The 25,259-nt window shown below is 37.0% G+C and carries 24 protein-coding genes; 1 reads left to right on the forward strand and 23 read right to left on the reverse strand.

Annotation, left to right across the window (positions count from 1 at the left end; genetic code table 11):
- The 15 genes from QA584_RS15290 to nrdR form a co-directional block, all read right to left on the reverse strand.
- Positions 1–831, reverse strand: coding sequence for a MotE family protein (locus QA584_RS15290; RefSeq protein ID WP_278269912.1), 831 nt, complete (start codon positions 829–831; stop codon positions 1–3).
- Positions 832–842: 11 nt separating this feature from the next.
- Complete coding sequence (locus QA584_RS15295) at positions 843–1,292, reverse strand: flagellar export protein FliJ (protein ID WP_278269913.1); 450 nt, start codon at positions 1,290–1,292, stop codon at positions 843–845.
- An 8-nt stretch (positions 1,293–1,300) separates the two neighbouring features.
- Positions 1,301–2,611 carry a flagellar protein export ATPase FliI gene (gene fliI, locus QA584_RS15300; RefSeq protein ID WP_278269914.1) on the reverse strand — a complete coding sequence of 437 codons (1,311 nt, stop codon included), beginning with the start codon at positions 2,609–2,611 and terminating at the stop codon, positions 1,301–1,303.
- A gap of 64 nt (positions 2,612–2,675) precedes the next feature.
- Positions 2,676–3,494 carry a FliH/SctL family protein gene (locus tag QA584_RS15305; protein WP_278269915.1) on the reverse strand — a complete coding sequence of 273 codons (819 nt, stop codon included), beginning with the start codon at positions 3,492–3,494 and terminating at the stop codon, positions 2,676–2,678.
- A complete protein-coding gene (gene fliG / locus QA584_RS15310) occupies positions 3,487–4,497 on the reverse strand; it encodes a flagellar motor switch protein FliG (protein WP_278269916.1) in 1,011 nt (336 codons plus the stop codon). The genes QA584_RS15305 and fliG overlap by 8 nt, the downstream gene beginning before the upstream one ends.
- A 28-nt stretch (positions 4,498–4,525) precedes the next feature.
- Positions 4,526–6,121: a flagellar M-ring protein FliF C-terminal domain-containing protein gene (locus tag QA584_RS15315; RefSeq protein ID WP_278269917.1), complete on the reverse strand. Its 1,596-nt coding sequence runs from the start codon at positions 6,119–6,121 to the stop codon at positions 4,526–4,528.
- Positions 6,122–6,145: 24 nt separating this feature from the next.
- Positions 6,146–6,457: a flagellar hook-basal body complex protein FliE gene (gene fliE / locus QA584_RS15320; RefSeq protein WP_278269918.1), complete on the reverse strand. Its 312-nt coding sequence runs from the start codon at positions 6,455–6,457 to the stop codon at positions 6,146–6,148.
- A 17-nt stretch (positions 6,458–6,474) separates the two neighbouring features.
- Positions 6,475–6,915 carry a flagellar basal body rod protein FlgC gene (gene flgC / locus QA584_RS15325; RefSeq protein WP_278269919.1) on the reverse strand — a complete coding sequence of 147 codons (441 nt, stop codon included), beginning with the start codon at positions 6,913–6,915 and terminating at the stop codon, positions 6,475–6,477.
- 11 nt (positions 6,916–6,926) lie between these two features.
- Positions 6,927–7,316: a flagellar basal body rod protein FlgB gene (flgB, locus tag QA584_RS15330; RefSeq protein WP_278269920.1), complete on the reverse strand. Its 390-nt coding sequence runs from the start codon at positions 7,314–7,316 to the stop codon at positions 6,927–6,929.
- Positions 7,317–7,607: 291 nt separating this feature from the next.
- Positions 7,608–8,378, reverse strand: coding sequence for a GTP-sensing pleiotropic transcriptional regulator CodY (gene codY, locus QA584_RS15335; RefSeq protein WP_278269921.1), 771 nt, complete (start codon positions 8,376–8,378; stop codon positions 7,608–7,610).
- 201 nt (positions 8,379–8,579) lie between these two features.
- Positions 8,580–10,643, reverse strand: a complete 2,064-nt coding sequence (topA, locus tag QA584_RS15340) for a type I DNA topoisomerase (RefSeq protein WP_278269922.1) — start codon at positions 10,641–10,643, stop codon at positions 8,580–8,582.
- Positions 10,644–10,681: 38 nt separating this feature from the next.
- Entirely contained in the window at positions 10,682–11,770 is a 1,089-nt protein-coding gene (gene dprA / locus QA584_RS15345) for a DNA-processing protein DprA (protein ID WP_278269923.1), read from the reverse strand.
- A 146-nt stretch (positions 11,771–11,916) separates the two neighbouring features.
- A complete protein-coding gene (locus QA584_RS15350; RefSeq protein WP_278269925.1) occupies positions 11,917–13,455 on the reverse strand; it encodes a YifB family Mg chelatase-like AAA ATPase in 1,539 nt (512 codons plus the stop codon).
- A 200-nt stretch (positions 13,456–13,655) separates the two neighbouring features.
- Positions 13,656–14,231, reverse strand: a complete 576-nt coding sequence (locus QA584_RS15355; protein WP_278269927.1) for a GNAT family N-acetyltransferase — start codon at positions 14,229–14,231, stop codon at positions 13,656–13,658.
- Positions 14,232–14,262: 31 nt separating this feature from the next.
- Entirely contained in the window at positions 14,263–14,715 is a 453-nt protein-coding gene (nrdR, locus tag QA584_RS15360; RefSeq protein WP_278269928.1) for a transcriptional regulator NrdR, read from the reverse strand.
- Between the two features lie 595 nt (positions 14,716–15,310).
- On the opposite strand from nrdR, the gene QA584_RS15365 reads away from it, so the two are divergent.
- The gene (locus tag QA584_RS15365) at positions 15,311–15,574 is read left to right on the forward strand and encodes a YlmC/YmxH family sporulation protein (protein ID WP_278269929.1); all 264 of its coding nucleotides are present in this window, start codon (positions 15,311–15,313) and stop codon (positions 15,572–15,574) included.
- 126 nt (positions 15,575–15,700) lie between these two features.
- On the opposite strand, the gene sigG is transcribed toward QA584_RS15365, so the two are convergent.
- From sigG to murD, 8 genes are all read right to left on the reverse strand, one after another.
- Positions 15,701–16,480 (reverse strand): RNA polymerase sporulation sigma factor SigG, encoded by a 780-nt coding sequence (sigG, locus tag QA584_RS15370; protein WP_278269930.1) that lies wholly within the window; start codon positions 16,478–16,480, stop codon positions 15,701–15,703.
- Between the two features lie 106 nt (positions 16,481–16,586).
- A complete protein-coding gene (gene sigE, locus QA584_RS15375) occupies positions 16,587–17,327 on the reverse strand; it encodes an RNA polymerase sporulation sigma factor SigE (RefSeq protein ID WP_278269931.1) in 741 nt (246 codons plus the stop codon).
- 160 nt (positions 17,328–17,487) lie between these two features.
- On the reverse strand, positions 17,488–18,441 hold the full coding sequence (locus tag QA584_RS15380) for a sigma-E processing peptidase SpoIIGA (RefSeq protein WP_278269932.1): 954 nt from the start codon (positions 18,439–18,441) through the stop codon (positions 17,488–17,490).
- A gap of 591 nt (positions 18,442–19,032) precedes the next feature.
- A complete protein-coding gene (ftsZ, locus tag QA584_RS15385) occupies positions 19,033–20,262 on the reverse strand; it encodes a cell division protein FtsZ (RefSeq protein ID WP_278269933.1) in 1,230 nt (409 codons plus the stop codon).
- A 211-nt stretch (positions 20,263–20,473) separates the two neighbouring features.
- Entirely contained in the window at positions 20,474–21,220 is a 747-nt protein-coding gene (locus QA584_RS15390) for a cell division protein FtsQ/DivIB (protein ID WP_278269934.1), read from the reverse strand.
- Between the two features lie 98 nt (positions 21,221–21,318).
- Positions 21,319–22,572 carry a UDP-N-acetylglucosamine 1-carboxyvinyltransferase gene (murA, locus tag QA584_RS15395; RefSeq protein ID WP_278269935.1) on the reverse strand — a complete coding sequence of 418 codons (1,254 nt, stop codon included), beginning with the start codon at positions 22,570–22,572 and terminating at the stop codon, positions 21,319–21,321.
- Positions 22,573–22,658: 86 nt separating this feature from the next.
- Positions 22,659–23,804 carry an FtsW/RodA/SpoVE family cell cycle protein gene (locus tag QA584_RS15400; protein ID WP_278269936.1) on the reverse strand — a complete coding sequence of 382 codons (1,146 nt, stop codon included), beginning with the start codon at positions 23,802–23,804 and terminating at the stop codon, positions 22,659–22,661.
- A 91-nt stretch (positions 23,805–23,895) separates the two neighbouring features.
- Positions 23,896–25,254: a UDP-N-acetylmuramoyl-L-alanine--D-glutamate ligase gene (murD, locus tag QA584_RS15405; protein WP_278269937.1), complete on the reverse strand. Its 1,359-nt coding sequence runs from the start codon at positions 25,252–25,254 to the stop codon at positions 23,896–23,898.
- Between the last annotated feature and the right edge of the window lie 5 nt (positions 25,255–25,259).

Below are 25,259 nucleotides of genomic sequence, written 5' to 3' on the forward strand. Positions count from 1 at the left end.
TTAATTTCCACCAGTCTGGTCCGTAGTATCACTTGAGTCGGAGGTATTATTGTAACTGAGTTTTGCTTTTTTCTCCGCATCCATATCAAACATCTTCTTGGTGATCTTTGCCGCTGCTGTGGGATCCATCTGGGCCAGGATAAGTGAACTCTCCGAGGGTCTCATGGATAAAAGCATTTCTGATACCAAATCAATATCCGCAGTCATTGTTTCAAGAATAGCTGCTGCTTCCGCTGGCTTCATCTTTCGGTAAATATCTGCTTTTTCTTTGATTTTTTGATCGTACTGCATCTGTTCGACAACCTGCCTGTAGATTTCTTCAGCATGGGTCGGATCTATGCCTTCATAATATTTCTTATATTCCTCAATACTTGGAGCCTGGTCTGAAAAAACAACTTCTTCATCAAATTGTTTTACCTTTTCTTCAAAAGCCTTTTGATTATCTTCAAAAACTTTCAGCCGATCCACTTCCGCCTGCAACTCTTTAATCTTCTCAGCGCTTGTTTTATCACCTTTTGACAAAGTGTCATTTAAGGTTTCTAATTCCTTAATACGGTCAATTGCCTCTTTCAGGGTAGTATAGGGATAATCATTTTCGTAGGCAATTTGTTCCTCCGGTACATCAGGAAGAATCTTATTTACAAGGGGTACATCTTTTAAAAGAGGTCTTAGTATCGAATTTCCAAATCCACCAACATCTAATTTAATCAAAACCGCAAAGACCGCCAGCCATATCAGAACTATAAATAAAACAATTATGGCGGCTATTATCCGGCTGCCTGCTTTTTTGGTCTTTTCATTCGTGTCTAAATCCTTATTTTTATCCGGCATCTTCTTTCCTCCTAGTTATCGGCAGGATTATTATATTTAAAACTGACTAATTCATCTATTTCTTTTCTTTCCTCGGCTTCATATTCAATAAAATAATTCGTTAATGCATTTTCCTTTAATTTTTCGTGAGTCTTACGTTCCATCATTGTAACATTTAAACGGATCCGAGCATTCTCCAGCTGCTTTTCAGCTTTTTTAACCGCCAGCTGCTGCAGGCTGATATGGTGTTTCACAATATCAATAGCTTCTTCACATTTACAGATATCAAACAGTTTAAGCTTTGACTGTACCAGATTTCTTTTCCTCTCCTGATACATAGTTACCTTATTTTTAAGAGCAGTAAGTTTCTCCTCCTCTTCGGAAAGTTTCATCCTTGCCAGTCCGTAAGCTGTTTTAGCCTGATCTTCCATTTTGTACTTAATGGAGAGGATATTTTCCATTTTATAGACAAACTTAGTCATTCTTTCACCTAATCCTTAAAAATTTCTGCAAGTAAATCAATTATCTGCCCGAATTCCAATTTATCATTGACATCCTGCCTGAGGAACTCATTTACTGAATCAATTTTTGATATGGCATAATCTATATTTTTATTAGAACCAGTCTTATAGGCTCCGATATTAATCAAATCTTCAGCTTCACTGTAAGTCGCCAAAACCATCTTTAACCTGCCGGCTGCTTCTTTATGTTCTTTGTCTGCTATGGAGGACATTACACGGGATATACTTTGCAGTACATCAATAGCCGGGTAATGATTTTTATTGGCAAACTTTCTGGTCAGCATAATATGTCCGTCTAAGATACCTCTGGCGGTATCTGTTATGGGTTCATTAAAATCATCACCATCTACCAGTACTGTATATAATCCGGTGATAGAACCTTTATCAGAATTCCCTGCCCGTTCCAACAATTTCGGCATTTCTGAATAAACACTGGGCGGATATCCACGGGAAACTGGAGGTTCTCCGGAAGCCAGCCCGATTTCTCTTTGGGCCATGGAGAAACGAGTGAGTGAGTCCATCATCAGTAACACATCTTTGCCCTGATCCCTGAAATATTCCGCGATTGCTGTTGCGGTCTTTGCGGCCTTTTTACGGATCAGCGCAGGCTTATCCGAAGTAGCAACCACCACCACAGAGCGTCTTATGCCTTCTTCGCCTAAATCCCGCTCGATAAATTCTCTGACTTCCCTGCCACGTTCACCAATCAGAGCAATCACATTAATATCCGCCTTGGTATTTCTGGCAAACATTCCAAGGAGGGTACTTTTTCCTACACCGCTGCCGGCAAATATTCCGATACGCTGACCTTTTCCCACCGTTATCATGGCATCGACAGCTTTTACTCCCAAAGGAAGGACTTCATCAATCAACTTTCGTTTAAGAGGGTCCGGCGGTTCCGCTTCCACGGAATATCCTGTATTTAGTTTTAATTCTGAATTATCGATAGGTTTTCCAAGCCCGTCCAGGGTTTTACCAAGGAGACTATCTCCAACGTAAACTTTTAGAGGCTCCTTCGTGGTTTCAACGGTACTGCCAATACCAATGCCTTCTACATTGCCGTAGGGCATCAATAAGATGCGGTCATCACGGAAGCCTACCACTTCAGCCATTAGGGTTTGGGATTTATCTTTAGAAACGATATAACATAAATCGTTCAGATTAGCCTTAGGGCCAATGGATTCGATGGTTAAGCCAACTACCTTTACAACTCTGCCCAAAGATTTTTCGTATGTTTTATCTGCTAATTTCCTGTATTTATTTATGTCTACAGTAATCATAACTGACCCCCATCTGTTACTCCACTCATATTTTCATCTAAAACTTACGTTTCTGATTCACTCTTTATATTGAAAGAAATTTTATATCCTGTATCAGATTATTTAACTGAATATCCAGGCTGCAATCAATTATAATGGTATCCGTTTCGATAAGGCATTGATTTCTCTCCAAGTCCTTATCCATAATAACATCAATTGAAGTCCCTTCTTTAACCATAGTTGCTAATTCTACTTTTTTCGACATCACAGGTTCATAGTCCTCCTTCGATGTCCTGATTATGTAAAACTTACTGCTATCGGCATTCAGGATTGCCTTATGTATCAGATAACAAATGACATCGTGTTTATCCTCAATAACTACCCCGGTAAGACTTTTTACTAAAAGAGCCAATACCTCGGCAAATTTGGGTTCCAAGTCACTGACTTGCTTTAAATACTCTTGTTTCTGGCTATCCATTAACCGGTCGAGTTCATTTTGCTTTTCCTGTACTTCTGCCATACTTTTTTGCATTCCATCCTGGTATCCAAGACTGCGTGCTTCTTCATAGATTTCTTCACTTTTACTTTGGGCATCCAATTGAGCTGCTTCTATTATTCTTGCAGCCTCTTCTCTGGCTTCCTTAAGAATCTGTTCCCGCTGGAGTTTTGACATTTCGTCTTCTTCCTCCAGTGAAACTGTATCAATTACAGTCACCTGGATACCTTCCGTAAATGTCTGTCCGTCTGCTTCTTTTGTGACAGCTGATTCATTCCAGGCAGAATATTGATTGAAACGTTGATCCAGATTAATTAACCGGAACTGTTCACTTCTTTCGTTGGAGTCAATTACTTTTTTGTTGTCGTCATTTAGATAAATAAATCTTGATTTAATTATATTAGACAATAATCTCGTCACCTCCACCTCTGGATATAATAATTTCAGCGGAGTCTTCCAATTTTCTTATGATATTAACAATCTTCTGCTGTGCTTCTTCTACATCCTTTAATCTGACAGGTCCCATAAATTCCATATCTTCTTTAATCATAGCAGCAAGACGTTTGGAAAGGTTATTAAAGATAACTGTCTGAACTTCTTCATTGGAGCCCTTAAGTGCAACTGCAAGTTCATTATTATCAACTTCTCTGAGTACTCGTTGAATCGATTTATCATCAAGGGAAAGAATATCTTCGAATACGAACATCTTTCTTCTGATTTCGTCTGCCAATTCAGGTTCTTCAATTTCCAGGGTTTCCATAATATGTTTTTCTGTTCCACGGTCAACCGTATTTAAGATTGCTACGATAGAATCCACACCGCCGACAATGGTGTAATCCTGATTAACCAGTGAGGATAATTTACGTTCCAGCACTCGTTCCACCTCTTTAATAACATCCGGTGAAGTGCGGTCCATCTGTGCGATACGTTTTGCAACATCTGCCTGTTTATCTGGAGGTAAGGCAGATATAATGGATGAGGCCTGCCCGGAAGACAGATAAGATAAAATAAGGGCTATGGTCTGAGGATGCTCATCCTGTATAAAGTTCATCATCTGACTTGCATCTGTTTTTCTGACAAATTCAAACGGACGCACCTGTAAGGATGCAGTCAGCTTACCAATAACATCTTTTGCTTTTTCTTCACCCAAAGCTTTTTCTAAAAGTTCTTTGGCATAAGCGATACCACCTTCAGCAATATACTGCTGTGCCAGACAGATTTCATAAAACTCATCCAAAACCTGTTCTTTGGTGGCCGGTGAAACACTGCGGGTATTGGCAATCTCCAGCGTCAGCTGTTCTATTTCATCTTCTTTTAAGTGTTTAAATATGCTGGCTGATTTTTCCGGTCCAAGTGCGATTAAGAGTACCGCAGCTTTTTGAACCCCCGTAATTTCAGTATTCTTAGCCATTTGGCATCCTCCTTAAAATTTCTTACTATTAACCCCATTCATCGTTTAACCAGTTCCGTAGTAACTGAGCTACTGCATCCGGATTTTCATCCACAAATTTCTCAATCATCTTCTTGGTCTCTGATTTCTCACTGAATTCAATATCATCTAAGGACTGGTTCTCCTTCGTAGTAGCCAGAAGCTGTTCTACTGATAATTCCGGTTCCAGTTCGGTTACTTCAACTGGTGAAGTTCCCTTAAATACTACAAAGATCAGCAATGCTACGATTAATACCGCAAGAATAATCTGGAGGTAGAACGCAAAACCTCTTGTATTCGTTACTTTTGGAACAAATAATGGCTGCTCATATACCAGAATTGACAACCTGTCTGCTGAAATACCAGTTGCCAGTGATACCATATTATATACATCAGCACTTGCAGCCTGTGGAGCAGGTGTTTGATAATTCGCTATATATTGATCGAATGTCTGGTCTGCTAATTCACCCTTATCTTTTAATTCATCTTCTTTAATGGTAATAACCTTTGTACATACTATACTTCCCGAAGACTGATCCGGTATTACAGCACCGATTTCACGTTCTGTATTCGTGACCCTCTCGCTGGGGAGATATTCAATTTGGACTGTACTAGATGACGAACCCTGTGCACCGTCCGTCTGTCCTTGATATGTAGTTTCATCATTAGAGTCCGTACCAGGGGGGCCACCGGCACTGCTGCTGGTATTCTTAGCCTCATAAGAATAATAATTCTTATATAGACCCTGGTCCTGTCCTTCCGCCGGGATCTGCTCGGTAAAGAGTTCCGTTACCTTGTCCATATTAAGAGACCAGTTAAACATAGGCTGGACATCTGTGTAACCCAACTTCATCATGAGCATATATATATTGTTGTTATAAGTATTCTGAAGTTTTTCACGATATTCCAAGACAGAGTTGGCACTCCCTGAGTACAAATCATCTTTTCCGCCAAATAACAGATTACCATTTTGATCAATAACTTTAATCTTATCCGTAGATTCATTGCCAATGGCGGCAGCAACATATTCTGCGACTGCCTGAGCAGTTGAGATGTTAAAATCATCTGTAATGGTTAAGGCTACGCTGGCCGGATAGTTCTGCTTTTCAGATAAGACACTGAAGGAATTTTCCTGTGGTACGTAGGTGACCTGGGCATCCTTGATTCCAGTCATCGTAATTAAATATTTTCTGATTTCTGATTGTATATATAAATGATTCTTTAAATTTCGGTCGCTGTTGGTAGTACTTAAACTATTGTTCATCAATTGATCCATTGATAAACCCGAAGTAGGGACATCACTGCTGTATACTAAAAGAAGAGCATCCGAATATTTCTTTTTATCTACTGATATTGTAACTTTATCGCTATCAAGTTTATATGCAATACCCTTATCTTCCAATATTTTAGCTACAGCACTCGCGTCTTTTGTTGTTTCATTCACAATTAACGTTTTATACTCTGTCCTGTTCATAAATGTAACTAATATAATCAATGCCAAGAAAACAGTCGCAATTACACTAATAATAATTGTCTTCTGCTTACTTGAATATTTATTCCATTGATTTAATAGCTGAACCGGTATCTGTTTTAGTTTGTCAACCATGTTACTGCTCCTCTAGTCATCGAGTTAGAATTGGAGATTCATAATCTCTTTATAAGATTCTAATACCTTATTTCTTACAGCCACCGTATATTGGAGTGAAAGGTTGGCTTTCTGCTGTGCAACCTGCAGATCATGGGTATTGTCAGTAAAACCTAACGCATATGACATTTCCGCTTTCTCTGCAGCATCTGTTAAATTACCCGTTTCTTTTATCATAGAAAGGGCTGATTGAAACAGATTTTCAAATGTTTCATTTTTATTCGCTTTATTAACTGCAGTAGAATCTGTGTTAAACGTACTAAGATTTGATATACCATTCAGTAATGCTATGTCCATAAGTTACCCCCTATTAATTATTTTCCCACTTCTAATCCCTTTAAAGCCATATTTTTAGTGGCATTAAATGCCGTTATGTTTGCTTCATATGACCGGCTGGCATCAATTAAATTCGTCATTTCGGTCACCGTATTAATATTTGGATAGGCTACATATCCATCTTTATCAGCATCCGGATGAGACGGATCGTACACCATGTTAAGAGGTGTCTTCTTATCTTCCGTAATCTCAGTTACCTTAACCCCGTTACCAGCTCTGGTACCAGTCTTACTATTTAATACAGCTGCAAATGGTTCTGTGCCTTTTTCTGCAAATACAACCATCTTACGTCTGTAAACCTGACCGTTTTCATCTCTGGTTGTTTTTACATTGGCTATATTTTGTGATATAATATCCATTCTGAGTCTTTGTGCTGTCATTCCGCTTGCGCTGATATTCAATCCATCCATTAAAGACATATAACACCCTCCTAATTATTGGTTAATACCGACTTAATTCTGCTGAATTCCTGAGTCATGGAATCTAACAAAGTATAATACCTTATCTGATTCTCAGCTTCCATAGCCGATTCCGTATCAATATCTACATTATTACCATCCAGCCGGTAGCTTAAATTAGAATGATCTGTATAGACGGAAGCCTCTAAAGAATTTAAATCCGCATTAGCAACTTTTTGATTCAAGGTTCCCTTGCCTTGAAGCTCTCTTGCCAAATAAGTCTGAAATTCAATATCCTTTCGCTTATAATTAGGTGTACTTACGTTTGCTATATTATTAGTTATTAATTCATTTCTTGTCCAGCTGGCATCTGCAGCTTTGTCCAAAATATTGATATAATTAAACGCATTCGAACCTATCATATTTACACTCCTTTCGTATCTGGTATAATTATAATTATTTTATGACAAAAAAACAAGCAATTTTTATTCAACTAGTACTATTATATCATAAAATGTAAAAATATAACGCGAATTTTGTAATATTATATCGCAAAAAAGGATTTATGAGTCGAAATTCCTCATAAATCCTTTTTTCATTATAATCTATTCCATTAATTAATACTTTATTCTAATACCCTTAACATATATTTTGTCGTATTTTAATATAAATATTACAATTTATCTAATTATTCATAAAATACATTATTTTAATTATTTATTCAATTTTTTTAATTCATCAAATACTACATCATTCAAAACCTTAATGTAGGTGCCTTTCATACCTGAGGATCTGGATTCGATCACTCCGGCACTTTCGAACTTTCTTAGTGCATTGACGATTACGGATCTGGTTATGCCGACTCGATCTGCTATTTTACTTGCAACCAGTATTCCTTCATTGCCTTCTAGCTCTTCAAATATATGAATGATAGCTTCTAATTCTGAAAAAGATAACGTACTAATCGCTGACTTAACGATTTGAACCTTTCTGTTCTCCTCTGCATTCTCTTCGTTCACGGAGCGCATCATCTCAAGACCGACAACAGTAGTACCATACTCACTTAAAATAATGTCATCCAGATCATATTGTTTGCTGCTTTTGTATAAGAACAAAGTACCCAGTCTCTCCCCAGCTATATCGATGGGATTAATAATCGCCTGATAGTTATTCTCTTGTTCAAATTCAAAACCTAATGTCAACAAATTAACATTCTCTTTGGTGGATAAAATGTTTAACAATCTTTCATTCAATAATTGATCGATATATCCTCCAACATTGTCTTTAATTAACTCTTTAATTTCTGTGATGTCATCCCTGTTTTTAATTCCTAATACTTTTCCCTTTTTACTTATCACAAGAATATTGGATTCCAAAATTTCACTCAATACTTCACAAATATCATTAAAGACAACCTTATGGGAATTATTATTGTGTAATAGTTTGTTAATCTTTCTTGTCTTGTCTAGCAACTGTACGCTCATGAAACATCCTCCCAGTACCCCCACCGATTGATACTTATCTTTCTCTTAGTATCCAGCTGTACTAATTCACATAATATAAACGCATACGCATAATAATTGTGTTATCAGATAAATCTTACCATAGATTTTTCATAAAAACAATAGTTATTCACCGATTTTGAAACACATTTACCAAAAAAAATACTGTTTTTAGCGTATTTATCATTTTTTCGCTACAATACAACCACATTTTTCGTCATTGCATACTAAACTCGTTCCTTTTTCTACCATGATTCCATTACATTTTGGGCATCTTTGCTCAGAAGGCTTCTGCCAGGTCATAAACTCACATTCCGGATTATTTTCGCAGCCATAATATTTTCTGCCTTTTTTGGTTTTACGGATTACGACATCTTTACCACATAACGGACAAGCAACACCGATCTTTTCCAGATATGGTTTCGTATTGCGACAGTCAGGAAATCCCGGGCAGGCCAGGAATTTACCGTGGGGACCATATTTTATAACCATATTACGCCCGCACTCCTCACATATTATATCGGTCTTTTCGTCTTCAATCTTAATCTCTTCCAGACTTTCTTCTGCCTGGGATACTGCCGCTTCCAAATCCGGGTAAAAATTACGGACAACGGTTTTCCAGGGAATAGATCCATCTTCGACGCCATCCAGAAGAGACTCTAAATTGGCGGTGAAGTTAACATCCACTATACTTGGAAATGCCTGCTTCATTATTTTATTTACTACTTCTCCAAGTTCAGTAATATATAAATTTTTATTTTCTTTCACCACATATCTTCTAGCCATTATCGTTGTAATCGTAGGTGCATACGTACTTGGTCTTCCAATACCCAGTTCTTCTAATGTCTTGACCAGGGAGGCTTCTGTATAATGAGCCGGCGGCTGGGTAAAATGCTGGGAATGGTTTAACCTTGTCAGAGTAAGTTTTGCATCCTCCGTTAGATTTTTTAACATGATATTGTTTTGCTTTTCATCGTCTACTGTGGTATAAACAGACATATAACCATCAAAAATCAATTTAGAACCCGAGGTAGTGAAACGGTATCCGTTTCCATCAATCTTAACAGCAATGGTTTCATATTTGGCAGCCTGCATCCTGCTTGCAATAAATCTCTTCCAAATCAGCTGGTATAATCTAAACTGGTCACGGCTTAAAGACTCTTTAACCACCACCGGCGTTAAGTCCACATAGGTAGGTCTAATTGCCTCATGGGCATCTTGAATTTTTTTACCGTTTTCCTTCGTCTTCTCCTTATCCGCAACAAATTCTGCACCATAACTTGATTGAATAAATTCTCTTGCTGCAGTATCCGCTTCTTCTGATATCCTTACCGAGTCGGTACGCAGATACGTAATTAAACCGACGGTCCCATGGTTTTCTATATCAACACCTTCATACAGCTGCTGCGCAAGCCGCATAGTTTTTGAGGTAGAAAAATTTAAATTCTTGGCAGCTTCCTGTTGTAAGGTACTGGTTGTAAACGGTAGTGGTGATTTTTTCTGACGTTCTCCACGTTTGATTTCTGTAATGTTAAATTCAGCATTTTCTAAGTTCTTTAATATTTCATTTAATTCTGCTTCGGAATGAATGACTGTTCTTTCACTGCCGATTCCTGCAAACTTAGCCGTTAAAGGGCTTTTATCTCCTTTAATATCAAATTCGCCTTCCAAATTCCAGTATTCTTCTGGAACAAATGCATTGATTTCTTCTTCCCTGTCACAGATTATGCGCAGTGCAACTGACTGGACACGACCCGCACTTAAACCTCTTTTTACCTTAGCCCATAATAAGGGGCTGATTCGGTAGCCTACCATTCTATCAAGCATTCTTCTGGTCTGCTGGGAATCCACTAAATTCATATCAATATCCCTGGCCTGTTTAATTGAGGATTTAACAGCATTCTTTGTAATTTCGTTAAAAGTAATCCTGCTGGTATTGTTTTCTTCTAATTTTAAAGTTTTTGACAAATGCCAGGAAATCGCCTCACCTTCACGGTCAGGGTCAGTTGCAAGATAAACTTTATCGGCCTTTTTAACTTCTTTTCTGATTTTAGCCAGTAAATCTCCTTTTCCCCGGATTGTTATATATTTGGGTTCAAAATCATTGTTAACGTCAATTCCCATCTGGCTTTTCGGCAAATCCCTTACATGTCCGTTGGATGCGATTACTTCATAGTTACTTCCTAAAAATTTTTTAATTGTCTTAGCCTTTGCCGGTGATTCTACTATCACTAGATTTTTAGACATATACCCACTCCCCTTATCTGGTTTTGCTGCTTTTTTGTTTATGATATATATGCATAGTAATTCTTTCTTATTTGTTTGATATAATTTTTTAATTCCAAATTCATCAGGATTTCTGATAATTCCATTATACTTAAATTAGTTTCCCCAGCAATTTCATTCATATGCTTTGGTAAGAAACTTAGACAAGCATACACTATTTTTTCATTGGTTTCAAGTAATTTATCAATTTTTTTCTTTGGGTTTTTACAATTTTTATAATTTAATCCGTAATCTTCCAGAATATCCTCGGTGCCAGTGACCGGTTTTGCACCCATTTTAATCAAGTTATTACACCCGGAACTTAACTGATCCTTTATGCGTCCTGGTACGGCATATACATTTTTACCCTGCTCAAGTCCCATATCCGCTGTTATTAACGATCCGCTCTTTTCTTTCGCTTCTATTACAAGGATTCCATCGGACATGCCACTAATTAAACGGTTACGCATAGGAAAATTATAAGGTTTCGGAAAAATTCCCGGTCCATATTCCGATATGATTCCTCCTTTTTCCTGCATATTCATATATAAGTTGAAATTTTCTTTCGGATAACAGATATCGACACCGCATCCTTCCACCGCATAGGTACTTCCTCCTGCGGTTATTGCTCCCTCATGGGCATAACCATCGATACCTCTTGCCAGCCCGCTTATGATTCCGACGCCTGCCTCTGCCAGTTCACCTGCCAAGTATTTTGCCGTCTCCCTTCCATAATCAGAGCAATTTCTGGCTCCGACAACGGCTATACTGATTTTCTCCTTCTGGGGCAATCTTCCCTTAACATAGAGGGCATAAGGCGGATTATATATATTATGCAGCTTCTCCGGATACTGGTCCTCCTCTTTCGTTACAAAATATATGCCTTTACTTAAAAGTTTAGCATAATTTTCTTGTATTCTTCCTGACTCTTTGCTTTTTAAAATGGCTTCGGTATCTGCCTTTGATAATACCGTTATTTGCTCCAAGCCTTTTCCATTATCCAGATAGATCTGTTCCGGAGTTCCAAAGAATTCTAACAGAGCTTGGGTCTTCTTTAATCCAATCTGGTCTATATTGCATAGCCAAAACCAATATTCCTTCTGTGTCATACTATCCTCCATCTGCCGCAAAACGGCAATCAAATACTGTGTGAAAAAACACCTTCTGTACTTTTACCGGTTAAAAAACCTTTCTCGTATCAACCTAAACACCTTTTTGTGTACTCCACCAATCAACACAACGTGGTTTAAGAGATTTAAGCTTCATCCCAATACTTCTTGTCCAGACTTCGATAGCAGATTGCCTCGCTTAAGTGATTTTCTTTAATATCATCAGAGCCCTCCAGATCTGCAATTGACCTGGATACCTTAAGAATCCGGTGATATGCCCTTGCGCTCAGATTCATTTTTATAAAAGCTTTTTCCAGGAGTTTTTGTTCTTTACTTCCCAGACGGCAGTACTTATTTATTGTCTTAGGGGTTAGCTGGGAATTAAAATAAAAGTTCTCCTCCTTATAACGATTAAACTGTATGTCCTGTGCCTTTTTTACCCTGGTCCTTATGGATTCGGATGTTTCTTCCGGTTTATGAGTATTAAGCTCTTTATAATTTACCTGTAAGGTTTCAATACAGATATCGATACGGTCAAGTAAAGGTCTGCTTATTTTTCCCAGATATCGTTTTACCTGATTCGGTGAGCAGTTACATTTATTCCTGTCAGGATAATGACCGCAGGAACAGGGATTCATAGCTGCAACCAGCATAAAATCAGCAGGATAACGGTAAGTACCTTGTAATCTTGCAATGGTAACTTCATTTTCTTCTAAAGGCTGTCTGAGTATTTCAATTGTATTGCGGTTAAATTCGGGTAATTCGTCCAGAAACAGGACGCCAAGATGGGCAAGGCTGATTTCACCCGGCACAGGGATTCTTCCTCCGCCGGCAAGGGCCGCGGAGGTTATAGTATGATGTGGGGCTCGAAAAGGTCTTTTTTGTATTAAGGACAGATTATTATTTAGCATTCCGGTAACACTGTAGATTTTTGAAATCTCCAGGCTTTCTTCAAAAGACAGTTCCGGCATTATGGTAGGTATCCGTTTGGCAAGCATGGTTTTACCAGCCCCCGGAGGACCAACCATAAGTATATTATGCATTCCGCAAGCAGCAATCTCCATTGCCCTTTTCGCAAGCTCCTGTCCGGTTACATCAGAAAAATCAAGCTGATCTGTTTCTTCTTCATAGGTTGCTATATCTTCTTTTCTGACATAACAGGGTTCTAAAATTAAATCGTTATTTAAAAACTTAACAGCATCACGAAGATTCTTTACACCATAGACATCAATGCCGGAAACCACTGCACCTTCTTTCACATTGTCCATAGGGACAAGGCATCTGGTAAACCCGAGCTTATATGCCGTGTAAACAACGGGAAGTACACCGTTTACTTTATTAATTTCTCCGTTTAAACTCATCTCACCAACAAACAGGGTTTTCAAAAGATTTTCTTGGGGAATATGACCGAAGGCAGTCAAAATTGCGATTGCAATAGGAAGATCAAAGGCAGTCCCTTCCTTACGAAGGTCCGCCGGGGATAAATTAACTGTAATTCTTTTCGCTGGCAGCAAATAACCGGAATTTTTTAGTGATATCCGTACTCTTTCCCTTGCCTCCCGGACTTCCGATCCTAAATAACCCACAAGGTCAAAAACCGGCAATCCATCGCTGACATCAGCTTCTACAGACACGATATAACCATCAATACCATTAACGGCAGCACTAAGTGCTTTACTGAACATAATTGCTCCTTTCATTGTCTCTCTGCAATGAAGGAACATCATCCACTTAAAATTATAACAAAGATATTTGTATCTTACAAGATTCTATAATATTTATTTTGAACCCAATTGTATAAAACCCAAGTGCAAGCAATAAACTATATCCTACTATCTTTAGATTAAACTTACGTTATAATAGGAAGAAAGAGCTTCCAGGGTTTTTACATTGGATCAATTTCATGAAAAATATCAGCAGCTGCCCCGAAATCCTGAAACCATTCCTCTTTTAAAAGGGAATAACATACATCATCATAAATCTGCCCGTTATAAATCTGGCTTCCCATACGTAGAATGCCTTCATACCGAAATCCACATTTCTCTATAACCCGCCTGGACTGATAATTATATGGATAATGATAAATCGTTAATAAGTCTATTGCCAATCCCTCAAATGCATAACGCATTACCGCAAAAACTGCTTCCGGAATCAGCCCCAGTCCCCAGTAATCCTCTGAAAGGACATAACCTATCATTTTTATATTAGGAAGCATTCTTTTACTGTCGTTATGTAACCCCACGGAACCGATCACTTTACTGTTTTCCTTATATACAACTGCCCAAACCTCCTCATTCTCTATGAAAGAATGAAGTATTTCCCTTGACTCCAAGAGACTCTCATGGGGTTTCCAACCTGCTTTCGGACCTACATTAGGATTTTTCGCATATTCATAAAAATCAGCTAAATCCGATTCCTGCCATTTTCTCAATAATAACCTTTCCGTTTCCAATGTCTCCATACTTCCTCCTCTAAACCACCTGCTTTATAGCTTAATTATCCAGAATCTTTTTTAGTTCATTCATAAATGTATTAACATCTTTAAATTCACGGTAAACAGAGGCAAATCTTACATAGGCTACCGGATCAAGATCCTTTAATTTGTCCATAAGTATTTCACCGATAATGGAGCTTGGGACTTCTTTTTCTTCCAGATTAAAAATAGCATTTTCCACCTCATCAACCAGAGCATTAATCTGATCTACCGAAATCGGTCGCTTATGGCAGGAACGAAATACTCCTGCTTCTATTTTTGATCGGTCATAAGGTTCTCTGTTATTGTCTTTCTTAATGACTACTAAGGGGATTGCTTCTACTTTTTCATAGGTTGTAAACCGTTTGGAACATTCGTCACATTGCCGTCTTCTTCTGATGGAACTGTTATCATCGGCAGGTCTTGAATCTATTACCCTAGTATTTTCTTTACCGCAAAATGGACACTTCATTGTGCTACCTCTTTTCTTTATATCACTTTTATACCGGATATATTCGTTATTTTATATATATTGTATCATAATACACATATTACAGCTTAACACACCCATTATATCTTGGAATACAGATCATCCTAAATATACATGACATCTTGATACATTGCATCTTAATACTTATATTACAACTTAATGCATGCTTTACAACATAATACTTACATCTTAATACATACTTTACATCTTAATACCATATTTTAGCTTAATACATACTTTACATCATAATACCATATTACAGCTTAATACGTACTTTACATCATAATACATGCATTACTTCTTAATATATATTACAGCTTAATACATACTTACGTCTTAATACATACCTTACATCTTAATACCATATTTCAGAACAATATTGCAGATTACGAGCTTGTTCATATTATAAGAACTATGTTTTATAACCATCAGAAAAAGTTTCTCAATTAATAATTATAGCTCGATTATATTGAAGTTTTGCTGTTTGGTCAAGTCATTTTCTACATATATCCATATTCCTGAACATATATTTATAAATAAATGCGATACTAAACCGAACAAGTGAGGTGTTTGCAATATGAGATTTTGCGAATTAAAAGAAAAAGAAGTCATTAACTGCAGAGACGGTGAAAGACTTGGATATATCTGTGACATAGAGATTGACATTCATACCGGTATCGTTGTAAGGCTGATTGTGCCGGGTCCTTGTAAAATATGGGGAATTCTTGGCAGGGATCAAGAATATGTAATTGATTATACCTGTATAAAGCAAATCGGAGCTGATGTTATTCTAGTGGATATCGATGCAGAGAAAGCATTAATTAAATCTGCTTTTATATAATTTTCTTTTGATACATATTTACAGGTTTGATATCTTGACTTTAAGACATGTTCAAAATATCAAACCTGTTATTTTTACAATTGATCATTATTTTGTAATAAACTCACGCAATTGTTATTTTTTTACTTATTGAACCAGATAATTTTTCATACTTTTTAAAGCTGATTTTTCCAATCTGGATACCTGTGCCTGGGAGATACAGATTTCTTTGGCAACTTCCATCTGTGTCTTGCCTTCATAGAAACGAAGCTCAATAATATTTCTTTCCCGTTCCGATAACTTAGACAGGGCTTCTTTTAAGGAAATCTCTTCTACCCAGTTTTCTTCTTTATTTTTTTTATCACTAACCTGATCCATAATATATAGTGTGTCTCCGCCTTCGGAATATACTGGCTCATAAAGGGATACGGGACTTTGTATTGCATCCAGGGCAAATACAATATCTTCCTTGCTCATACCAATTTCTTCAGCAATTTCACATACGGTAGGTTCTTTATCGTTCTTTTTTAATAAAGCTTCTTTTGCATAAATAGCTTTGTAAGCGGTATCCCTTAAGGAACGGCTGACCCGGATGCTGTTATTATCTCTTAAATAACGTCTGATTTCACCGATAATCATGGGAACTGCATAGGTTGAAAATTTTACATTCTGAGTAATGTCAAAATTATCAATTGCCTTCATAAGTCCGATACAACCAATTTGAAATAGGTCATCGACATTTTCATTGCTGTTGGAAAAACGCTGTATAATGCTAAGCACCAGCCGAAGATTACCCTTTATATATAATTCTCTGGCTTCTTTGTCCCCCTTTAAAATACGCTTGAATAGTTCTTCCTTCTCACTATTGTTCAGTAATGGTAATTTTGATGTATTTACACCACATATTTCTACCTTATAAAGAGCCATATTGAAACCTCCCAAATCATATTTACTAAATAAATGATTCACTATTTGGGTTCTCTTTATACGGTAAAACCAGATGTAATAATTTCCTTTTTTTAAATCCTGTTACCTATTCTAATCTCAACATTTCTTTCTTTAACCTTTTAATAATTTTCTTTTCCAATCTGGAAATATAGGACTGGGAAATACCTAAAAGATCTGCAACTTCCTTCTGGGTCCGCTCATTCCCATCTTCAGTATTTAAGCCAAACCGAAGCTGAACTATAATTCTTTCCCGTTCACTGAGTTTTGATAAAGCTTTTCCTAAAAGCTTTCTGTCCACTTCTTCTTCAATATTTTTATAAATAACATCTTCTTCCGTTCCCAAAATGTCAGATAATAATAACTCATTACCATCCCAATCCACATTTAACGGTTCGTCAATGGAAACTTCCAGTTTCGTCTTATTATTTCTTCTTAAATACATTAATATTTCATTTTCAATACATCTTGAAGCGTAGGTAGCAAGTTTAATGTTTTTGTCCGGATTATATGTATTAATAGCTTTAATCAAGCCTATGGTTCCAATTGAAATCAGGTCTTCGACACCAACTCCGGTATTGTCGAATTTTTTTGCTATATAAACCACCAGTCGTAAATTATGTTCAACCAATATGGATTTTGCCTCTGTATCATACTCCGTTCCTAATTTAGCTATTTCCTCCGCTTCCCTGACTGCATCAAGCGGTGCGGGAAGAACTTCTGCTCCACCAATATAATGTATATCTCCATGACCACTAAATAAGATACTTCTAAAGTCAGGAATAACCCTAAATTGAATTTTATTTGGTATTGTAATTTTCAATAGCATTTTTTACTTTTCCTCCCTTTACAGTTTCACCCAATGCAAAACAATATATAGTGAAATTGTCTGCCAAACTTCCAATCTGCGTGTTTAAGCCTATTCTCATCAGGGTATTTTATTACATAATAGTATAGTAACTAATTGTATTGATCCCTATTTTGAATTGTTACATAATTCCCCTATGTAAAATTACCTGGTACTTTTTTTCCTTAGATAAATTTCCCCTGGTGACAGCTGTATATACATTCTCACTGTACATTTTTTCCTTACCGCTTACTATTTTAACCCGATTCATTATGATTGCCGGCATCATACCGTTTTTTTTACCTATTGAGTGATAAGGTATCATCATTATATTAAAATGTTCTTCTGCTTCATTTTGTGAGATACCGCCGTTTTCCGGTGAATGATCAATTTCTTGTAATGTGGTATGCTTTCCTTCCAAGGAATCAAGTACTCTGCAAAGCAGATCCCTTTGATTTACTGAAAGTAGCGGTTCTAATGAAGAAAATTCCGCAATTATGACCGGCTTTCCATAAATCGGATCATACAAATTATTACCTGTATCTAACAATCCGATTATCTGAATATTCTTTCCTCCATATGACAATTCTGTCTCATAAGTCTTAAGTTCTCCACTGCGCAGGTTTTTTAAGGTAATAACAAATATAACCGCTGCTGCTCCTCCTGCCACTGCTGACAGAATAAAAAATGCCATATTTCGATTCTGAAATAATCTTCCCTGAATTAGTTCTTCGAAATAATATCCTATCATAGAGTGATAATAAAGAGAATTAATTACACCGCCCAGAAAAAATGTAGTAATATATAGTATAATAACTGCTTTTATGCCTGCCGCCAGACTTGTAAAACCAAATGCAATGAGTATCATAGCGGTACAAATTACAACATAAGAAGTAAGGAACTGCAGGAATCCATTCAGCTTTGGATTAACAGCCAGTATACAAGCTCCAAGGGCTCCCGTTCCTGCTCCGCCAATCATACGCAGAATGCTGCTCCTGCATTTTAAAATTTTCTTCACTATCAAAAGTAACAGGATATCCATTATAAAATTAATACTAAATATTACATCAACATAAACCTCAACGTACAAATTCACCCCCGCTTCCATAACTTGTATTTACTTTACCTATTATAGCTTCTTTAGGTTATATATTTTGTCATTTTCTGGATATTGATTTGTCTTTTTCATTTACTCATACTTACAAAATAATAGTAAAACCATCAGTAAGATACCTAAACATGTATTGTTTTTACATATTATTCCATATGAATATTCGAGGAATTTTACAGAAAAAAGAAATTTCTTTGTATTGGTTTGGAAGACTTATTCTAGAAAGGCAGGCATTACAAAAAAAGCCTGTCCGGCTTTTGTTAACAAAAGTACGGACAGGCTTTCTTGATTATATATTATATTCCTATTAAAATTCTGTTCTAACTAAGATCTATTGATAATTCTGTTCATCTTAATTCTGTTTTAGAAACAATTTCTGTTTTATTAATAATTATTGTTTTATTGTGATTTCTGTTTAATTGTGATTTCTATTTATCTATGATTTCCGCTTAATCTATGATTTATGCTTTATCTATGATTTCCGCTTAATCTATGATTTATGCTTTATCTATGATTTCCGCTCTATCTATGATTTACGCTTAATCTATGATTTACACTTTATCTATGATTTCCGCTTTACTTATGATTTCTATTTTTTTGCAGGAATTCAGGTATCTTAATTCCTCCAGATTCATTGTTACCGCCGATCGGAGCGTTTGCTGAAGAAATCGGGCTGCCGAAATTTTGTGAAGGAGTTCTGTTCATGTTATTATTGCCAGAAGCTGCTGCTATTTGGGATTGGGCTTTGGAATAAGAAGTTGACGGATTAACGCTACTGTTAAACTTATATTCCGGTCTTGGTGATGGTTGTTTTAAAAAGCTTGGTCCTTTTACATCTTCTCTGGCGTTAGCAGACTTGCTGTCTAAACCGGTTGCAATAACAGTAATTGTTGCTTCATCCGGAGTAGTCTCGTCATACATAGCACCAAATATGATATTCGCGGCATCCCCTGCTAATTCCTGAACCATGGTAGCTGCCTCATTGGCTTCAATTAAGCTGATATCCCCGGATATGTTAATTATTACATGGGAAGCCCCCTGAATCGTAGTCTCAAGCAATGGACTCGTAATAGCCTGGTTAACGGCATTGACACATTTGTCATCACCTTTACCCACACCTATACCGATATGCGCTACTCCTTTATCTTTCATAACTGTCTGAACATCCGCAAAATCCAAATTGATTAAGCCGGGTACATTAATTAAATCGGTAATTCCCTGAACACCCTGCTGTAACACTTCATCTGCCTTACGGAGTGCATCAGGCATAGTGGTTCTTCTGTCAACAATTTCTAACAATTTATCATTGGGGATTACGATTAAGGTATCTACATGTTCTTTCAGTTTCTCTATACCGCTTAACGCATTATTCATACGTGCTTTTGCTTCAAATTTAAAGGGTTTTGTAACAATGCCAACCGTTAAGATTCCCATCTCTTTGGCTATCTGGGCAACAACAGGAGCAGCTCCCGTACCGGTGCCACCGCCCATACCGCATGTAACAAATACCATGTCTGAGCCTTTGATTATGTCTGTTAACTCTTCTCTGCTTTCTTCTGCAGCCTGGGCGCCGATTTCAGGCTGAGCACCTGCTCCTAGCCCTTTCGTTAACTTTTCGCCGATCTGAACACACTGCGGCGCTTTACAATTTTTTAAGTGCTGCTTATCCGTATTCACACATATAAAATCAACACCGACGATATTCTCTTCAATCATTCTATTAACAGCGTTATTCCCTGCACCCCCAACTCCGATTACAAGTATTTTTGCAGTTGAATCAGCTTCATTTGTTCTTATCTCAAGCAAGGTACTTCCTCCTTCACAATACATATCGTTCTACACTATATTTAATAACTATTATTAATAACATTATCGTATTAATTATGAAAAATCTTTAATATTTATACAAATATGCTTGTCCTGCATTCATGTATAATAAAGTCAAGTATATTCTTTTAATCCTATAGTATATAATATCTTTAATTACTAAAATAATCAACCCTAAATTTATATTTTTTTATTCCTGGGGCTTGGCAATTATTTCATTTTGCCCTTCTTTAAAATCCCTCATATCCAGGGTTATTTTTTGTCCCTTTGTTTTTGGCAGAAGGTTCATCAACTCGGATATCTGTTCATCATAGGTGTCCCTTTTTCCCAGCAGGATTTTAATATTACCGCTGTATAAAGTAACCTCCTGACTGGAATCAAATTGAATTTTTTCTACTTTGATATCAAATTTCTTAATCAGCTGAGTTAAATTCAAAATGACAGTAAACAGGGATTTCTGCTGAACTTTAAGCTTTTCGTATAATATAATACGATCAAAACTTAATCCTGTTACAAAGGGGACATCCGGCAGTTTTTCATCGGAACTTTCCACAACAATTCCGTCTTTATCAAAATACATATATTCACCCATTAATTCAATGCAGCCTGTTATAACTTTTTCATATACCTGTATTTTGACTGTATTTTTATTAACCAGTTTGATATCAATATCCTCGACAAACGGAATACTATCTACCTTGCCGTATTTATATCTAAGATAAAGTAAGATTGTATTCCTATCTGTCTTTTTGGTAATAACCTTATCCTGTAGTTCTTCCTTCGTATAATGATTGCTGCCTTCCACGATAACCGTGTCAAGCCTGCAGGTTATAAATAATATGAATGCAGGGATGATTATAACAAGGCAAAGAATCAATAATTTCATCAAACCAAGTAAAAATGCGCTGTTATGATGTTTTTCCCTCTGTTCTTTCATATCTTCTCCCACTGCATAAATCATCAAGCATATGATTATAGCTTTTTCCTCAGGATTTCCCGTAATCTTTTCATGTGTTCTTTTACATTTAACTAAAATCAGGTTACCAGTTTAATGTCTGCTCCCAATTTTCTCAAATCCCTGCATATATCCTCATACCCGCGTTCTATAAAGTACGGATTATGCAGAGTTGTTTTTCCTCTTGCCATAAGTCCAGCAATAACCAGTGCTGCACCACCCCTTAGTTCACTGGCAAATACTTCACATCCTGTCAGGTTAGACACACCATTAATAACAGCTGTCCTGCCTTCGATCTGAATATCTGCTCCAAATTTGATCTGTTCTTTTACGTTTTGATATCTTCCCTCAAAGATTTCTTCAATTATTCTGCTGGTTCCTGTTGCTGTCATAAGTACCGACATAATCTGGGACTGCATATCAGTTGGAAATCCAGGATACGGCATTGTACGGATTAGTGATATGGGTTTAAGCCTTCCCAAAGAAGAAATAATGATATACTCTTCCCCACTTATTATATTGCAGCCCATCTCCCTTAATAAGGTAACCACCATCTGAAGACTTCCGGCTCCAATTCCCGTTAAAACCGCTTCCCCTCCGGCACCTGCTACAGCAGCAAGATACGTTCCTGCTACGATTCGGTCGGAACAAGCGGTATATTCAATTGGGTGTAAATATTCCACACCATTGATTTCAATCTTTTCCGTACCAGCACCGGTAATTTCGGCTCCTGCAGTGTTTAAAAATTTACATAATTCTGTTATTTCAGGTTCTTTCGCAGCATTGATGATACTAGTTTTACCTGTAGCTAATACGGCAGCAAGAATAATATTTTCCGTCGCTCCAACACTAGGGAACTTAAGAGATATTTCATTGCCTACGATACCGGTAGTGGTACATTTAATCAGCCCGTCCTCTTCTTCCAATGAGACATTCATATCCTGAAAAGCACTTAAATGGAAATCAATCGGTCTGGCACCTATGGTACAACCACCTGGATAGGTTATGGTAACGGAATGGGTACGACCCAGCAAAGCTCCCATCATAATAATAGATGACCGCATGAGTCTTACATATTCCTCCGGAACTGTTGATGTATTAAGCTTCGTTGTATCGATAATCAAGGTGTGTTTCTCCCAGCTTGCGTTACAACCGATTGCCTCCAATATTTTAATCATATGAAATACATCTAATATTTTGGGACAATGATTAAGCTTTATAATTCCATTTATTAGTACAGTAGCTGCCAAAATCGGTAATACTGCATTTTTAGAACCTTGTATGTTAACTTCACCACTTAGCTGCTTTCCTCCATTGATCTCAATAAATGCCATGGTGCACCTCATCAAACTAGAATATATAATTACTATATGATATATTCTTTGTTTTGTGCTTGTAGCCAAAGGGTAATAGTAAATACCTATCTTTCATATTTAATCTGATTTGAAACACTTAAGGCGATTCCCATTTCAAATAGCAAAACCATTAAGGAACTGCCTCCGTAACTGACAAAGGGAAGCGGAATACCAGTGGAAGGAATCGTATTGGTAACAACTGCTATGTTAAGAAGAACCTGTACTGCTATATGAGTAAGTACCCCGGTAGCAATTAGTCCGCCGTAAAGGTCAGCTGCATTAATTGCGATTACAAATAACCGCCATACCATTAAAACAAACAGCATAATTACAGCTACTGCACCAAAAAGCCCTAATTCTTCACAGATTACCGAGAAAATCATATCATTGTGGGATTCCGGTATAAATCCCAGCTTTTGCATACTTTCACCAAGTCCCTTGCCAAAGATACCACCGGAGGCTATTGCATAAAGCCCTTGCAAAATCTGATATCCTTTTGGATGGGTTTCTACATTCCGCCATACATCAATACGGGTACTGCGGTAACTTACAAAAAAAACAAAGATGGAACCGATTCCCACACCCAGGATTCCGGTTATGATAAAATATAACTTCTTCCTGCTGGCCACAAAACAGATTGCAATCATAATACAGGACATTACTAAGGCAGTACTGAAGTTAGGAATCAAAACCAATAGAATCAGAGGTGCTATATACGCGGCAACTCTCAAAAAACCTTTAAATTTATCCAGCTTTACCGGCGATAAATTAACTATGTAGGCAGTAAATAATATTACTGCAATTTTTGATAACTCCGAAGGCTGGAACCGACCTAAGGGTCCCATATCAATCCAGCGCTTTGCACCGTTTATTTTCTCACCGAAAATCAAGACATAGGTCTGTAATAAGATACATAACATAAAAAGCAAAGTAACTGGTTTGACTCTTATGATAGGTAATTTAGTTATATATATCCGATAATCGATTTTTGAAACGATTAACATAATTACAACACCAAGTACTGCAAAAGCACTTTGTTTTTCCAGATAAAAGGCTGGATTCCCATAATCCCTGCTTGCATTATAGGAACTGGTACTGTAAATCATGACCAGTCCAAAACAAACTAAAAACAGGGTTAAGAACAGAAGACTGTAATCGTAATAACTATGGAATTTTTTTAGCTTTCCCTGTTCCCTTTCTGCTCTTGTCATTATTGCTCCTATCTGTACGAAATGTACGTATTAATGTCTGATGAAACAATCCATAATCTCTTTATCCGGTGTTGATTTTATAGACTTTGGCTTAGAGCAGGTTTTTAACATATTCTTTAAATAGATGTCCCCGCTCTTCATAGTTTTTAAACATTCCCCAGCTTGCACAGGCGGGGGATAACAGCACAGAATCTCCTTGATTGGCCTTTTCTGCACATACCTGAACTGCTTCTTTTAAACTTTCCGTCATAATAATGTTCTCATACCCATGACGTCTGGCAGTTTCTGCTATTTTATCCCTGGTCTGACCTAATAAAACCAGATACCTTATTTTATCTCCAAAGGTCTCTAACCACTCATCGTATTCAGAACCTTTATCATAGCCCCCAGCGATTAATAAGGTAGGAGTCTGCATGGATTCAATTGCTTTCATAGAAGCATCGGGGTTGGTTCCTTTGGAATCGTTGTAATATTTAACACCGTGTTTTGTTGTAACAAATTCAATCCTATGTTCAACCGCAACAAATTTGGTTATTGCCTCTTTAATTTTATCCATAGGTACGGATAAAGATATACCACAGGCTACGGCAGCCATTACATTTTCATAACTGTGGCGTCCGAAGATGTTTAGTTCATGGATGTTACAGACCAAAGTCTTTTTATTTCCGTCATTATATATGATGTTATCTTCTTCCAGATAAATCCCCTGTTCCAGATTATGCAGACTACTAAAGTAGAATACATTAGTTTTTAATTCACTGCCAATTTTTCTTAGAGTTTCATCTTCATAATTTAACACACAGACATCGCTACTGTCCTGATTTAAAGTAATATTCTTTTTCGCAGCAATATAATTCTCCATAGTATGATGTCGGTTTAAATGATCCGGGGTTATGTTTAAAATTGCACTGACATTTGGTTTAAAGGTATCAATTGTTTCCAACTGGAAGCTGCTCATTTCAGCAACGGTAATAGAATCCTCGGTAGTCTGCAATACATTCTCCGTATAAGGAACTCCGATATTACCAACTACAAAAACACTTTCATAATATGTTTTCATAATTTCCCCGACCAAAGTCGTAGTCGTGGTTTTGCCGTTGGTGCCGGTAATACCTACAATTTTACCTTTTGAAAAATAATAAGCCAGCTCAATTTCTCCCCAAATCGGTATCTGCTTTTGCCTGAACTGATTAACCAAATCTAAATCTGTCGGTACCCCTGGACTTACTACAAGCAGATCAATAGAATCTATGAGCCCTTCAGGTACATCCTTTAGAAGAATCCTGCCTTTAAAATCTTCCGGCAGTTTTGCTTTGATTTCTTCTATATCCAATTTATCATTGCCGTCATAGACAATTATTTCAGAAGCAATATTGTGTAATAGCTTGGCGGCAGAAATACCGCTGATGCCGGTTCCAAATACAAAAACCCGTTTATTTTCAAGTTTCATCTTAA

This window comes from Anaerocolumna sp. AGMB13025 (genome assembly GCF_029689925.1).
Taxonomy (GTDB): domain Bacteria; phylum Bacillota; class Clostridia; order Lachnospirales; family Lachnospiraceae; genus Anaerocolumna.

Coding starts and splice junctions, on each gene's coding strand:
- QA584_RS15315 (WP_278269917.1), bottom strand. CDS start 6,121: ATGGTTGACAAACTAAAACAGATACCGGTTCAGCTATTAAATCAATGG.
- dprA (WP_278269923.1), bottom strand. CDS start 11,770: ATGACACAGAAGGAATATTGGTTTTGGCTATGCAATATAGACCAGATT.
- flgC (WP_278269919.1), bottom strand. CDS start 6,915: ATGTCTTTAATGGATGGATTGAATATCAGCGCAAGCGGAATGACAGCA.
- QA584_RS15400 (WP_278269936.1), bottom strand. CDS start 23,804: ATGACAAGAGCAGAAAGGGAACAGGGAAAGCTAAAAAAATTCCATAGT.
- murD (WP_278269937.1), bottom strand. CDS start 25,254: ATGAAACTTGAAAATAAACGGGTTTTTGTATTTGGAACCGGCATCAGC.
- fliG (WP_278269916.1), bottom strand. CDS start 4,497: ATGGCTAAGAATACTGAAATTACGGGGGTTCAAAAAGCTGCGGTACTC.
- QA584_RS15355 (WP_278269927.1), bottom strand. CDS start 14,231: ATGGAGACATTGGAAACGGAAAGGTTATTATTGAGAAAATGGCAGGAA.
- murA (WP_278269935.1), bottom strand. CDS start 22,572: ATGGCATTTATTGAGATCAATGGAGGAAAGCAGCTAAGTGGTGAAGTT.
- sigG (WP_278269930.1), bottom strand. CDS start 16,480: ATGGCTCTTTATAAGGTAGAAATATGTGGTGTAAATACATCAAAATTA.
- QA584_RS15350 (WP_278269925.1), bottom strand. CDS start 13,455: ATGTTCAGTAAAGCACTTAGTGCTGCCGTTAATGGTATTGATGGTTAT.
- fliI (WP_278269914.1), bottom strand. CDS start 2,611: ATGATTACTGTAGACATAAATAAATACAGGAAATTAGCAGATAAAACA.
- QA584_RS15295 (WP_278269913.1), bottom strand. CDS start 1,292: ATGACTAAGTTTGTCTATAAAATGGAAAATATCCTCTCCATTAAGTAC.
- QA584_RS15290 (WP_278269912.1), bottom strand. CDS start 831: ATGCCGGATAAAAATAAGGATTTAGACACGAATGAAAAGACCAAAAAA.
- QA584_RS15390 (WP_278269934.1), bottom strand. CDS start 21,220: ATGAAAGAACAGAGGGAAAAACATCATAACAGCGCATTTTTACTTGGT.
- codY (WP_278269921.1), bottom strand. CDS start 8,378: ATGAGCGTACAGTTGCTAGACAAGACAAGAAAGATTAACAAACTATTA.
- sigE (WP_278269931.1), bottom strand. CDS start 17,327: ATGCTATTGAAAATTACAATACCAAATAAAATTCAATTTAGGGTTATT.
- flgB (WP_278269920.1), bottom strand. CDS start 7,316: ATGATAGGTTCGAATGCGTTTAATTATATCAATATTTTGGACAAAGCT.
- nrdR (WP_278269928.1), bottom strand. CDS start 14,715: ATGAAGTGTCCATTTTGCGGTAAAGAAAATACTAGGGTAATAGATTCA.
- QA584_RS15365 (WP_278269929.1), top strand. CDS start 15,311: ATGAGATTTTGCGAATTAAAAGAAAAAGAAGTCATTAACTGCAGAGAC.
- topA (WP_278269922.1), bottom strand. CDS start 10,643: ATGTCTAAAAATCTAGTGATAGTAGAATCACCGGCAAAGGCTAAGACA.
- fliE (WP_278269918.1), bottom strand. CDS start 6,457: ATGGACATAGCATTACTGAATGGTATATCAAATCTTAGTACGTTTAAC.